This is a genomic window from Blastococcus brunescens (genome assembly GCF_035320885.1).
In the GTDB taxonomy this organism is placed as follows: domain Bacteria; phylum Actinomycetota; class Actinomycetes; order Mycobacteriales; family Geodermatophilaceae; genus Blastococcus_B; species Blastococcus_B brunescens.
Genome location: NZ_CP141261.1, coordinates 782,549 through 793,967 on the forward strand (window position 1 = coordinate 782,549; position 11,419 = coordinate 793,967).

Here is an 11,419-nt window from a genome sequence, read left to right on the forward strand (position 1 = left end):
GCACCAGAGGATGCCCAGTGACAGTCACCGCACCGAGGGCTTCTCCGCTGCCGGCGTCGCCGCCGGGCTGAAGTCCTCCGGCGACCCCGACGTCGCCGTCGTGGTCAATCACGGGCCCGATGACGCGGCCGCGGCCGTGTTCACCACCAACCGTTTCCCGGCGGCGCCGGTGCTGTGGAGCCGGCAGGTGCTGGTCGACGGGCGGGCGCGGGCCGTCGTGCTGAACTCCGGCGGCGCCAACGCGTGCACCGGGCCGGAGGGCTTCGCCGACACCCATGCCACCGCCGAGCAGGCCGCGGCCGAGCTCGGCATGGGCGCGATCGACGTCGCCGTGGCCAGCACCGGCCTGATCGGCATGCGGCTGCCGATGGACAAGCTGACCGCCGGGGTCACCGATGCGGTGAAGGCCCTGTCCGAGGACGGCGGGCCGGACGCCGCCCGGGCGATCATGACCACCGACAGCGTGCCGAAGACGACCGTCCAGCAGCGGGAGGGCTGGTCGGTCGGCGGGATGGCCAAGGGCGCGGGCATGCTCGCCCCGTCGCTGGCCACGATGCTGGTCGTGCTCACCACCGACGCGGTGGTCGACCCGGCGGTCCTGTCGACGGCGCTGAAGCAGGCGACCAGCGTCAGCTTTGAGCGGGTCGACTCCGACGGCTGCCTGTCGACCAACGACACGGTGCTGGTGATGGCCAGCGGTGCCAGCGGGGTCGCGCCCAGCGTCGAGGAGTTCACCGAGGCCCTGACCGCCGCGGCGACCGATCTGGCGATGCAGCTGCTGGCCGACGCGGAGGGTTCGACCAAGGACATCGCGATCACCGTCCGCAACGCCGCCGGCGTGGCGGACGCGCTCACCGCCGGCCGGGCCTGCGCGCGTAACAACCTGCTCAAGACGGCGCTGTTCGGCAACGACCCCAACTGGGGCCGGGTGCTGGCCGCGATCGGGACCACCGACGCCGCGTTCGAGGCCGACCAGGTCGACGTCACGATCAACGGGGTCACCGTCTGCCGGGGCGGCGCGATCGGCGACCCGCGCGAGGGCGTCGACCTCACCGGCCGGGCGATCACCATCGACGTCGACCTCAAGGCCGGCACCGACGAGGCCACCATCTGGACCAACGACCTGTCCATCACCTACGTCCACGAGAACTCGGCCTATTCCACATGAGCATCGATCACGCACCCGCACGCACCACCACTGCGTCCCAGGACCCCACGCCGCCCGACGTCCGCGGACCCCGCGGGCTGGTCGAGGAGGTGGCACTCGACCGGTGGGTCGACGAGGCGCCGCCCCGCGCCACGCCCCGCCGGATCGGCAGCAGCCGCGTGATGCGCACCCACGACCCCGAGGGCGACCAGCTCAGGGCCTCCGTGCTCACCGGGGCGCTGCCGTGGCTCAAGGAGTTCCACGGCCGGGTCATCGTGATCAAGTACGGCGGCCACGCGATGGTCGACGACGAGTGCCGCCGGGCCTTCGCCGAGGACATGGTGTTCCTGCGGACCTGCGGCATCCTCCCGGTCGTCGTGCACGGCGGTGGCCCGCAGATCAGCCAGATGCTCGGCCGGCTCGGCATCGACAGCGAGTTCCGCGGCGGCCTGCGGGTGACGACCGAGGAGAGCATCGAGGTCGTCCGGATGGTGCTGACCGGTCAGGTCGGGCCCGACATCGTCGGCCTGATCAACCAGCACGGCCATTTCGCCGTCGGGCTCTCCGGGGAGGACGGTGGCCTGTTCACCGCCCAGCGCACCTCTGCGGTGGTGAACGGCGAGAAGGTCGACGTGGGCCTGGTCGGTGAGGTGGTCGACGTGGACCCGACGACGGTCGAGGCACTCATCCAGGCCGGCCGGATCCCCGTGGTGTCCACGGTCGCCTCCGATCCCAGCGGAGAGGTGCACAACCTCAACGCCGACACCGCGGCGGCGGCCCTCGCCGTGGCCCTGGGCGCGGTGAAGCTCGTCGTCCTCACCGACGTCGAAGGCCTCTACGCCGACTGGCCCGACCGTGCGTCGCTGGTCCAGAAGATCGACACCCGTGAGCTGGCCGAGGTCCTGCCGACCCTGCACTCCGGAATGCTCCCCAAGATGGCCGCCTGCCTGGAGGCGGTCGATGGCGGGGTGTCCCGGGCGACCGTGATCGACGGCCGGCTGCCGCACGCCCTGCTGCTGGAGACGTTCACCACCGAGGGCACCGGGACGATGGTCCTGCCCGCCGTCGACGCCGACCGTCCGGCGCCGGTCGGCAACGAGGACCCCCGCGGTGACCGGTCCGCAGACCGCGGAGCTGGCCCTCCGCTGGTCGGCTGTGATGATGAACAACTACCGGACCCCTCCGGTGGCGCTCGCACGTGGCGTGGGGGCGACGGTGTGGGACGTCGACGGGCGGGAGTACGTCGACCTGCTGGGTGGCATCGCCACCACGATCCTGGGCCATGCCCATCCGCGGGTGGTCGAGGCGATCAGCACCCAAGCGGCGCGGCTGGGGCACGTGTCGAACCTGGCGATGCACGAGCCGGGGTGACGCTGGCCGAGCGGCTGCTGGAGCTGGCCGGGCGGCCAGGGCGGGTGTTCTTCTGCAACTCCGGTGCGGAGGCCAACGAGGCCGCGTTCAAACTGTCCCGGCTGACCGGTCGGACCGGGGTGGTCACGGCCGACGGCTCTTTCCACGGCCGCACCATGGGTGCGCTGGCGCTGACCGGGCAGCCGGGCAAGGCCGACGCGTTCGCCCCGCTGCCCGGCGGGGTGTCCCACGTCCCGTACGGCGACCCTGCCGCACTGGCCGCCGCGGTCGGGGAGCGGACGGCGATGGTGCTGCTGGAGCCGATGCTGGGGAGGGCGGGGTGCTCCCCGCACCGACGGGCTACCTCGCCGCCGCCCAGGCGACCGCGCGGACCGCGCGGGCGCTGTTCGGTGTGGACGAGGTGCAGACCGGCACCGGGCGCACGGGGCACTGGTTCGCCCACCAGGCCGACGGCGTCGCTCCCGACGTGATCACGCTGGCGAAGTCGATCGGCGGTGGTCTGCCGCTGGGCGCGATGCTGGCCTTCGGCGAGGCCGCCGACCTGATGGGCGCGGGCAGCCACGGCTCCACCTTCGGCGGCAACCCGATCGCCGCGGCGGCCGCGCTCGCCGTCCTCGACACGATCCGCGACGAGGGGCTGCTGGAACGGGCGAAGGAACTCGAGCTCCGGTTCACCGCCGGCATCGAGGGCCTCGGTCACCAGGGGATCAGCGGGGTCCGCGGTAGGGGTGCGCTGCTCGGCGTCGTCCTCACCGCCGACGTCGCCCCTGCCCTGGAGGCACGATTGCGCGCCGCGGGCTTCCTCACCAACGCCGTGGCCTCCGGCGTGCTGCGCCTGGCGCCATCTCTCGTGGTCACCGATGCTCAGGTCGACGCCTTCGCCGCCGCCCTGCCCGCCGCTCTCGATGCGGCGCTGGAGGACGCGTCTCGATGAGCGGGGCGCCTCTGTCGGCTACCCCGCAGAGCAGGGCGTTCCTCCACCGGAGGGGCGCCCTGCTCTCGTCTGCGGGTCAGACCATCTGGTCCTGCTGGAGGCGGCTCTTCACCCAGCCGATCAGGCAGTAGAGCGCGGCGTGCCCCTCGGGGAGGCGAAGACCTGCTCCACGCGCGCCGCCTCGATGAGCTCGTCGCTGTCGGCGGTTCCGCTCCGGTAGAAGCGCTGCATCACCCGACCGGAATCGCTGTCGCTGCGGAAGAGGCCGGCGATGCCGAGGGCGACGGCGTCGGACACCGCCAGGGAGATGGGCGGGTGCTGGAGTTCCCCGCGGCGCATGAGCACGTCGGAAACCTCAGCGGCCACCGCGAGGTCCCCGGCGTGCAGGGACGCCTTGCTGCTGATGATCACTGGTACTGCCCCCGATCCGGACGAACGTGTTCTTCTTTCCTCCATCGGCACGGGCGCCGGCGAGCTGAAGGGGTCGATGTCTGACGGATTCCTTGCGGTTTCGTTGCGGAAGGGCTGAGGAGACCGTGCGGGTGGCCCGGCAGGGTCGTCCCTGTCGCCGGACGAGACCTCGCCCGGCTCGCAGCAGGGAGGTTCCCGTGTCGATCCGCACCGACGGCTCGTCGGCCCGTCGTTCCACGATCACCAAGGCCGTCGCCTCCGTGGGCGTCCTCGCCGCCGCGGGTGCCGTCGCAGGCCTGGGCACCTTCGGTTCGTTCACCGACAGCACCACTCCGGTGAACGCCGACGTGGCCGCGGGCACGGTCTCCATCAACCTCTCGCCGGCGGCCAATTACCGGACGGTCCAGATGACCCCGGGCGGGCTGCTGCCGGGCGACTCCACCGCCACCCCCTTCGACGTCCGGAACGACGGGGACGTCGCCTGGGAGTCGCTCACCTTCTCGTCCTGGGCGACCAGGTCCAGCGTGCTGGACAGCGACCCGGTCCACGGCCTGCAGCTGACCCTCGAGTCGTGCTCCACGGCCTGGACCGTGGCCGGCAGCGACTACGCCTGCGGCGGCGAGGTCACGCCCTTCTACACCGGCCCGATCGTCACCCAGGCCGTGCTGACCGGCACCGCCACCCACGCGCCCGGCGGTGTCGAGCACCTGCTGGCGACGATCGCCTTCCCCGACACGGCCGGCCAGACGCACACCGACAAGATCAGCGACCTGGCCTTCCGGTTCACCGCCGTGCAGCGCGCCGGCGCCGCCGGCTGACCCACGGCCCCGAGTCCGCAGGGCGCCCCTGGATCAGGGAGGCCTGCGGCCCGTCGCGGATGAGGCCCTTCTCATCCGGCTCTCATCTCGGTGCCCGGCGTCGGCGAGGATGCTGCCGGGGTGCGCCCCCGCCCGATCCTGCTCGTCGCCCTCGGGGGCTCGTCCTCGCGGCGGTCGTCGTCGGGTGGCTCGCGCTGGGGCCGACGGCGAGCCGGCAGCAGCCGCTGCCGGACCCCATCCGGATCAGCACCCCGGCCGTCCCGTCGCCCGCACCCGCACCCACCTCGCCTCTGCCCACCGCGCCGCTGCCGACCCCCACGCCCGAGCCGTCGCCCACGGACGTCGTCCCCCGCCCCCGCTGCCCGACGACGACGGGGACGACGACGACGGCGACGACGTTGATGACGGTGATGACGGTGATGACGACGACGACTGAGGCCGGGCGCGCTCCCCGCCGGCGGTGGATGGTGCGGGCGGCGCGGACCCGGATCATCGGCTGGGTCCTGCTCCTGGTGCTGGTCGCCCTCGCCATCCTCACCTTCGTCACCTGGCGGCTGCTCCTCCGCGAGACCGATGAGCGGATGGACGTGACCCTCGACGCGGAGGTCTTCGAGTTCCGGCAGATCGTGGAGTCGGGGAACGATCCGCGGACCGGGGAGCCGTTCGCCACCGTCGAGGACGTCCTCGAGACGGTGATCACCTACAACCTCGCCCGGCCGAACGAGAAGTTCCTCGGGTACGTCGAGGGCGCCTACCGGTTCCAGAGCCGGATCGAGGCCCCCGTGCTGCTCAGCGAGGACGCCGCGTTCACGCGCCTGGTCGGCGGCGTCGAGGACACCGCCCGCGGCAGCTACGACAGCGGGGCAGGCGAGGTGCGGTACCTCGCCGTGCCGGTGACCCTGGCCGGGGATCCGAGGTCCGCGGTGGCGGTCGTGGCCTACTTCGCCGACCAGGAGCGGGAGTCCGCCCACCACACCGCGCGGCTGATGCTGGGCGTGGGGAGCGGGACGGTGCTGCTCGCCGCCGCCGGTGCGTGGGTGGTGGCGGGCCGGGTGCTCCGTCCCGTGCGCGACGTGGCCGCGACGGCGCAGGGCATCACGGAGCAGGACCTGTCCGGCCGCATCCCCGTCGACGGACGCCCCGACGACGAGCTCACCGACCTGGCGGTGTCGGTGAACGCGATGCTCGACCGGCTCGAGGCCGGGGCGGCCGCACAGCGCCGCTTCCTCGACGACGCCGGGCACGAGCTCAGGACGCCGATCACCATCGTCCGCGGGCACCTGGAGGTCCTGGACCCGACCGACCAGGTCGACGTCCGGGACACGGTGGCGCTCGTGGACGACGAGCTGGACCGGATGAACCGCATCGTGTCCGACCTCCTGCTCCTGGCGAAGGCGGAGCAACCTCGGTTCGTGCGACCGCAGCCCGTCGACGTCGAGGCTCTCACCGCGGAGGTCTTCGACAAGATCCGGCCGCTCGGCGACCGGGAGTGGGTGCTCGAGACCAGCGCGCGGATGGACGCGCTGCTCGACCCGCAGCGCGTGACGCAGGCGCTGGTCGCCCTCGCCGACAACGCCGTCCGCTACACCGTCGCCGGCGACCGGATCTCCCTCGGCAGCCAGCTGAGCGGTGGAGAGCTGCGGTTCTGGGTGTCGGACACCGGCCCCGGCGTCGCGGCGGAGGACCAGGCCCGGGTCTTCGAGCGGTTCGCCCGCGGCGCCGCGGGGCACGGCGCTCGGACGGCGCCGGGCTCGGGCTGTCGATCGTGCAGGCGATCGCCCAGGCGCACGGTGGGGCGGCGGTGCTCGACAGCGTGCCGGGCCGCGGCACGACGGTGACCGTGGTCCTCCCCGCGCACGTCGCGCCTCCCGAGGAGGCGGCCACCGACACCGTGGACGACGATTCCGCCACCCCGGAACTGGATTCGACCACCACCGCACCCCGAGGAGGCCGGCCGTGAGCCGCGTGCTGATCGCCGAGGACGAGCCGCGGATCGCGTCGTTCATCGAGAAGGGCCTCAAGGCGCACGGCTTCACCACCGGGGTGGCCGGGGACGGGCGCACGGCGCGCGCGGCGGCGCTCAGCGGCGAGTTCGACCTGATGGTGCTCGACATCGGGCTGCCGGGGATGGACGGCTTCGAGGTGCTCCGGTCGCTGCGCGCCGAGCGCTGCACCATCCCGGTGATCGTGCTGACCGCCCGCGACAGCGTCCAGGACACCGTCGCCGGGCTCGAGGGTGGCGCCGACGACTACATGCCCAAGCCGTTCCGGTTCGAGGAGCTGCTGGCCCGGGTCCGCCTGCGGCTGGTCGGCAACCGCCAGACCGAGGTCACGGTGCTCCGCTGCGGTGACCTGTCCCTGGACCTCCGGACCCGGCGGGCCCAGGTCGAGGGCCGGACCGTCGACCTCTCCGCCCGCGAGTTCGCCCTGGCCGAGACCTTCCTCCGGCACCCCGGCCAAGTCCTCGCCCGCGAGCAGCTGCTCAGCCACGTGTGGGGCTACGACTTCGACCCCGGCTCCAACGTCGTCGACGTGTACGTCCGGTACCTGCGCAAGAAACTCGGCGCCGAGCGCATCGAGACGGTGCGCGGCATGGGCTACCGGCTGCTGGAGGCCTGAGCGCGCGACGGCCCCGGCACAGGTGCCGGGGGCCGTGAGGGCGTGGATCAGGACGGGCTGTCGGCGCTCCCGCTGTCGGGGCTGGCGGTGTCGGGGCTGGCGTCGGCGGGGAGTCCCAGGCGCTCTCGGCGGGCGAGTCGGCGGACTCCGGCGAGGCGTCGGCAGGCGCCCCGGCGGCGACGTCGGGGCTGTCGCTGACGCTCTCGGTGGGGAGTCGGCGGACTCCGGCGAGGCGTCCACCGGCGCGGCATCGGTGGTAACGGCGTCGGGGAGTCGTCGGCGCTCTGTGCGGAACCGTCGGCGGCGGCCGCGGCGACGCTCACGCCGGCTGGCAGCGACCCGCCGCGGTCGTCGTCGGCGGCGGCGAGACCGGCGCCGGCGACGCCCAGCCCGGTGAGGGCGGCGCCGAACGTGACGATCTTCCAGGTGGCGGGGCGGTGGGTCATGGCGGTTCCTCTCGTCGTGGTGTCGTGCTCCGTCAGTTCTGAGGTTGCCCGCCCCGTGTGAGACCCCGGGGAGAGTTCGGTGAGGGCCCTCTCACGCGGGAGCGGCCCACTCCTCGGCGAGTGCCAGCCGGGCCGACGTCAGCGCCGGCCAGCCCTGCTGCTGGACCCGGAAGGGGCCGGTGGCCAGCCCGAGGAGCACCGCGGACACCCGTGGCCGCACCTGCGCGGCCGGCCACCGGCGGAGGACGGCGGCCTCGATCTCCCGGCGGTAGCGCACGGAGGTGCCGGGCCGGGGAGCACCTGCTCCAGGACGGCGAGGTGAGCCAGCAGGTTGGCCCAGTCGTCGATCCGGGAACCGCACCCGGCCGTGTCGACGTCGAGCAGCCCGACGACCGCGCCGTCGTCCACGAGCAGCTGGGACTCGTAGAAGTCGCCGTGGACGGGCACCGGGTCGTGCGCCCCGGCGTCGGCGGCGTCGAGCGTCGAGGTGAGGGCGTCCAGCCGCGGGCGGAGCGCCGGCAGCACCAGGCCGAGGACAGCGGCGTAGGTGCCCGCCCGGGCGAGACCGTCGGCGGGCGCCCGGCGTCCCTGGCGCGACAGGGTGGCCACCGCGTCGGGGAGTGCGTCGAGCACCCGTTCCAGCTCGTCGGCGTGCGGGAGCCGGCCGGCGCCGCCGGACAGGAGAGCGCGCAGCGGCGTGCCGGGCAGCCCGGGGAGGACGACGACGCCGTCGGCCGTGGCCGCCAGGACGGGTGGCGCCGGCACCGGGCCGGCAAGCACCTCGTGCCGCGCGACGAGCTGGTCGACGGCCGACGGCCGGACCACCTTCAGGTACCGCGGTCCGTCGGGGTACTGCGCCTCGACGACTGCCCGCCGGCCGGGGCGGTACGAGCGGAGCCGCAGCCGCGGCGTGCCGGATGCCAGCCCGAGCTCGACCAGCCGGTCGCCGACCGCGAGCGCGGAGGCGCCCCACGCCAGCCCGGGGAGCGCCGGGTCCAGCGGCCACCGCCAGAGACCGACCCGGACGGTCTCCTCCCCGATCCGCCCTCGAGGACCGCGGCGCCGTCCGGGATCCGCGCCCCGGTGGTCGCGGCCAGCGACTCCCGGGTCTCCCGCCCGTCGGACCACGTGACGACGGCGGAGAACTGCACGGTCGAGGCGCCGTCGGGTTGCAGGGAGACGTTTGTCGCGCGCAGACCCCGCAGGCTGCCGCCGAGCGGTGCCAGCACTGCCGACCACAGCTGGGAGGCGGACTCGCCGAGCAGGAGCCGGATCGACGGCGGCCAGTGTTCGGCCAGGTCGGCGGAGAGATGCGAGGACGAGGTCACCTCAGCACGATGCTCTGCCCGGGCGACGGGTGGGATGAGATGTCGATGAGGCCGCTCTCATGCACCGGCGTGCCTCCCTGGCCCGGGGGCCTACGGTCGGCCCATGGAGCCGAACGCGCAGGTGGCGCCCACGTCCGTCGTCGTCATGGGGGTGTCGGGGTCGGGGAAGTCGACCGTCGCCCTCGGCCTCGTCGAGCGGCTGGGCTGGAAGTTCGCCGAGGGCGACGAGTTCCACCCGGAGGCCAACGTCGAGAAGATGCGCAGCGGGCAGCCGCTCGACGACGACGACCGGTGGCCCTGGCTGCGCACGCTGGCCGCCTGGATCGGCGAGCACGAAGCGGCCGGGACGTCGGTCGTCGTCACCTGCTCGGCGCTCAAGCGCAGCTACCGGGACCTGCTGCGCGACGGGCATCCCTCGGTCTGGTTCGCGCACGTCACCGTCGACGCCGAGCTGTTGCGGGAGCGGGTGGAGAACCGCACCGGTCACTTCATGCCGTCGTCCCTGGTGGAGAGCCAGCTGGCCACGTTGCAGCCGCTCCAGGAGGACGAGCCGGGGACGAGCATCTCCGGTGCGGGCGCGCCGGATGCCGTCGTCGACGAGGTGCTCTCCGTGCTCAGGGTCGAGCGGGACCTCGGGGCGGGAGATCCGCCCGGGTAGGCCCGCCCTCGGCGGTCCCGGCCCTCACCCGTTCGGGCCCTGTACGCGCCCGCACGCGGTTGCACGGCGAGCGGCTGGCAACCTGATGGGATCGGGTCCGGCCGGGGCATGCCGACGGAGGGGGACGTGTGGAGCCGCGCAGCCGCCTGCTCGGCGACCGGTACGAGCTCCTCGTCCCGCTGGCCAGCGGCGGGATGGGCCGGGTGTGGCGGGCTCGCGACACCCTGCTCGAGCGACCCGTGGCCGTGAAGGTCCTCCGGAGCGAGTTCACCGGGGACGCCACCTTCCGCGCCCGCTTCCGTGCGGAGGCGCAGCACACGGCGGCCCTGCACCATCCCAACATCGCCTCCGTCTTCGACTACGGCGAGCTGCAGGAGGACGGCGAGAACCTCGCCTACCTCGTGATGGAGCTCGTCGAGGGGAGACGCTCTCGGCGCTGCTGGAGCGGGAAGGGCGGCTGGACGCCGCGCGCACGCTGGACGTCGTCCGGCAGGCCTCCGCCGCGCTGGCCGCCGCCCACGCGGGCGGTGTCGTCCACCGCGACGTCAAGCCGGGGAACGTCCTCGTCCGCACCGACGGGGTCGTCAAGATCACCGACTTCGGGATCGCCTGGTCGGCGTCCAGCGTGCCGCTCACCGGCACCGGACAGGTCATCGGCACCGCGCACTACCTCTCCCCGGAGCAGGCCGAGGGCGGGAAGGCGACACCCGCCAGCGACGTCTACGCGCTGGGCGCGGTGGCCTACGAATGCCTCGCCGGCCGGCGGGCGTTCGACGGGGAGAGCCCCGTGCAGGTCGCACTCATGCAGATCCGGGACCAGCCGAAGCCGCTGCCGCCGGACGTGCCACCGGCCGTCCGGGCGCTCGTCGAACGCGCGATGGCCAAGGATCCGACGGTGCGGTTCCCCGACGGCGCGGCGTTGCGCTCGGCGGCCGACCGTGCCGCCGACGGCCGCTCGACCGCCCCCATCGCCATCCCCGCGTCCCACGGCGCCGCCGGACCGCACGGCACCGCCGTCCTGCCGGTGGTCGCCGCGTCGACCCGGGCGCCGGCGGAGCCCCGGGCGTCCCGGACGGCCGGCGGGTGTCCCGCGTGCGGTGGCCACTGCTCCTGGGAGCACTCGGCGCCGTCGTCGTCGTGGCGGTCGTCGTGGCCCTGCTCCAGCTGGGATCACCGGCAGGGAGCGGTGAAGAGTCGCCGGCCGCGGAGACCTCCAGCACGACAGCGCCGCCGGCGGTGGTCGCGGTCGTCGCCGAGGACCTGGTGGGGCGACCGGTGGGCGAGGTGCGGGCGGAACTGGAGGCCCAGGACCTGCAGGTGCTGGCGGTGCCGGTCGAGACCGGCGAGGTCCCCGCGGACCAGGTCACCGAGGTGAGCCCCACGGGCGACCTGCAGCCCGGCACGGTGGTCACCGTGAGCTACGCCGTCCAGCCTCCTCCCGCTCCTCCCGCACCCCCGCTCCTCCTGCACCCCCGAGCAGCAGGGCGACGGGGACGGCGACGGGGCCGCGGCGACGGCAACGGGGACGGCGACAGGGGCCGTGGCAACGGGGACGGCGACAGGGGCCGGGGCGACGGCGACGAGGGCCGGGGCGACGGCGACGAGCGCCGGGGCGACAGTGACGGCGAGGGCGAGGACGACGACTGACAGTGAGGATGGACGTGGCATCACCGGCGGGGTCTGACCC

The 11,419-nt window shown here is 74.0% G+C and carries 13 protein-coding genes and 3 pseudogenes; 10 read left to right on the forward strand and 6 right to left on the reverse strand.

Annotation, left to right across the window (positions count from 1 at the left end):
* Positions 1-10 precede the first annotated feature (10 nt).
* Together argJ and argB are read left to right on the forward strand one after the other, a co-directional pair.
* Complete coding sequence (gene argJ / locus U6N30_RS05380) at positions 11-1,168, forward strand: bifunctional glutamate N-acetyltransferase/amino-acid acetyltransferase ArgJ (RefSeq protein ID WP_324276445.1); 1,158 nt, start codon at positions 11-13, stop codon at positions 1,166-1,168.
* 161 nt (positions 1,169-1,329) lie between these two features.
* Positions 1,330-3,452: pseudogene (gene argB / locus U6N30_RS33380) on the forward strand (acetylglutamate kinase).
* A 120-nt stretch (positions 3,453-3,572) separates the two neighbouring features.
* On the opposite strand, the gene U6N30_RS05400 reads toward argB, so the two are convergent.
* Positions 3,573-3,818: a hypothetical protein gene (locus U6N30_RS05400; RefSeq protein WP_324276446.1), complete on the reverse strand. Its 246-nt coding sequence runs from the start codon at positions 3,816-3,818 to the stop codon at positions 3,573-3,575.
* 28 nt (positions 3,819-3,846) lie between these two features.
* Here U6N30_RS05400 and U6N30_RS05405 point away from each other — a divergent pair, with 28 nt between their 5' ends.
* Together U6N30_RS05405 and U6N30_RS05410 are read left to right on the forward strand one after the other, a co-directional pair.
* Positions 3,847-3,981: a hypothetical protein gene (locus U6N30_RS05405; protein ID WP_324276447.1), complete on the forward strand. Its 135-nt coding sequence runs from the start codon at positions 3,847-3,849 to the stop codon at positions 3,979-3,981.
* A gap of 79 nt (positions 3,982-4,060) precedes the next feature.
* Positions 4,061-4,681, forward strand: a complete 621-nt coding sequence (locus U6N30_RS05410) for a TasA family protein (protein WP_324276448.1) — start codon at positions 4,061-4,063, stop codon at positions 4,679-4,681.
* Positions 4,682-4,763: 82 nt separating this feature from the next.
* Here the strand turns inward: U6N30_RS05410 and U6N30_RS05415 are convergent, their stop codons facing one another.
* The gene (locus U6N30_RS05415; protein WP_324276449.1) at positions 4,764-5,174 is read right to left on the reverse strand and encodes a hypothetical protein; all 411 of its coding nucleotides are present in this window, start codon (positions 5,172-5,174) and stop codon (positions 4,764-4,766) included.
* 493 nt (positions 5,175-5,667) lie between these two features.
* Here U6N30_RS05415 and U6N30_RS05420 point away from each other — a divergent pair.
* From U6N30_RS05420 to U6N30_RS05430, 3 genes and pseudogenes are all read left to right on the forward strand, one after another.
* A pseudogene (locus tag U6N30_RS05420) lies at positions 5,668-6,476 on the forward strand (sensor histidine kinase); the annotation flags it as partial.
* A 39-nt stretch (positions 6,477-6,515) separates the two neighbouring features.
* Entirely contained in the window at positions 6,516-6,641 is a 126-nt protein-coding gene (locus U6N30_RS05425; RefSeq protein ID WP_324278653.1) for a hypothetical protein, read from the forward strand.
* On the forward strand, positions 6,638-7,300 hold the full coding sequence (locus U6N30_RS05430) for a response regulator transcription factor (protein WP_324276450.1): 663 nt from the start codon (positions 6,638-6,640) through the stop codon (positions 7,298-7,300). Before U6N30_RS05425 ends, U6N30_RS05430 begins: the two co-directional genes overlap by 4 nt.
* Positions 7,301-7,347: 47 nt before the next feature.
* Here U6N30_RS05430 and U6N30_RS05435 read toward each other — a convergent pair whose 3' ends face one another.
* The 3 genes from U6N30_RS05435 to U6N30_RS05445 all read right to left on the reverse strand — a co-directional run bounded on the left by U6N30_RS05435 (position 7,348) and on the right by U6N30_RS05445 (position 9,074).
* Entirely contained in the window at positions 7,348-7,746 is a 399-nt protein-coding gene (locus tag U6N30_RS05435) for a hypothetical protein (RefSeq protein WP_324276451.1), read from the reverse strand.
* A 138-nt stretch (positions 7,747-7,884) separates the two neighbouring features.
* Positions 7,885-8,571, reverse strand: coding sequence for a phosphotransferase (locus U6N30_RS05440; protein WP_324276452.1), 687 nt, complete (start codon positions 8,569-8,571; stop codon positions 7,885-7,887).
* Between the two features lie 2 nt (positions 8,572-8,573).
* Positions 8,574-9,074 (reverse strand): hypothetical protein, encoded by a 501-nt coding sequence (locus U6N30_RS05445; protein ID WP_324276453.1) that lies wholly within the window; start codon positions 9,072-9,074, stop codon positions 8,574-8,576.
* 103 nt (positions 9,075-9,177) lie between these two features.
* Between U6N30_RS05445 and U6N30_RS05450 the strand changes: the two genes are divergently transcribed.
* Together U6N30_RS05450 and U6N30_RS05455 are read left to right on the forward strand one after the other, a co-directional pair.
* On the forward strand, positions 9,178-9,732 hold the full coding sequence (locus U6N30_RS05450; protein WP_324276454.1) for a gluconokinase: 555 nt from the start codon (positions 9,178-9,180) through the stop codon (positions 9,730-9,732).
* A gap of 85 nt (positions 9,733-9,817) precedes the next feature.
* Positions 9,818-10,576, forward strand: a pseudogene (locus tag U6N30_RS05455) (protein kinase domain-containing protein); the annotation flags it as partial.
* Here the strand turns inward: U6N30_RS05455 and U6N30_RS05460 are convergent.
* Positions 10,474-10,743 carry a hypothetical protein gene (locus U6N30_RS05460; RefSeq protein ID WP_324278654.1) on the reverse strand — a complete coding sequence of 90 codons (270 nt, stop codon included), beginning with the start codon at positions 10,741-10,743 and terminating at the stop codon, positions 10,474-10,476. The pseudogene U6N30_RS05455 and the gene U6N30_RS05460 sit on opposite strands and share 103 nt — an antisense overlap.
* 72 nt (positions 10,744-10,815) lie before the next feature.
* On the opposite strand from U6N30_RS05460, the gene U6N30_RS05465 reads away from it, so the two are divergent.
* On the forward strand, positions 10,816-11,379 hold the full coding sequence (locus tag U6N30_RS05465; protein ID WP_324276455.1) for a PASTA domain-containing protein: 564 nt from the start codon (positions 10,816-10,818) through the stop codon (positions 11,377-11,379).
* Positions 11,380-11,419 lie beyond the last annotated feature (40 nt).

Bases quoted from the DNA above. Each gene is read 5' to 3' on its own strand.
- argJ (WP_324276445.1), top strand. From the start codon at position 11: ATGCCCAGTGACAGTCACCGCACCGAGGGCTTCTCCGCTGCCGGCGTC.
- U6N30_RS05415 (WP_324276449.1), bottom strand. From the start codon at position 5,174: ATGATCCGGGTCCGCGCCGCCCGCACCATCCACCGCCGGCGGGGAGCG.
- U6N30_RS05435 (WP_324276451.1), bottom strand. From the start codon at position 7,746: ATGACCCACCGCCCCGCCACCTGGAAGATCGTCACGTTCGGCGCCGCC.
- U6N30_RS05450 (WP_324276454.1), top strand. From the start codon at position 9,178: ATGGAGCCGAACGCGCAGGTGGCGCCCACGTCCGTCGTCGTCATGGGG.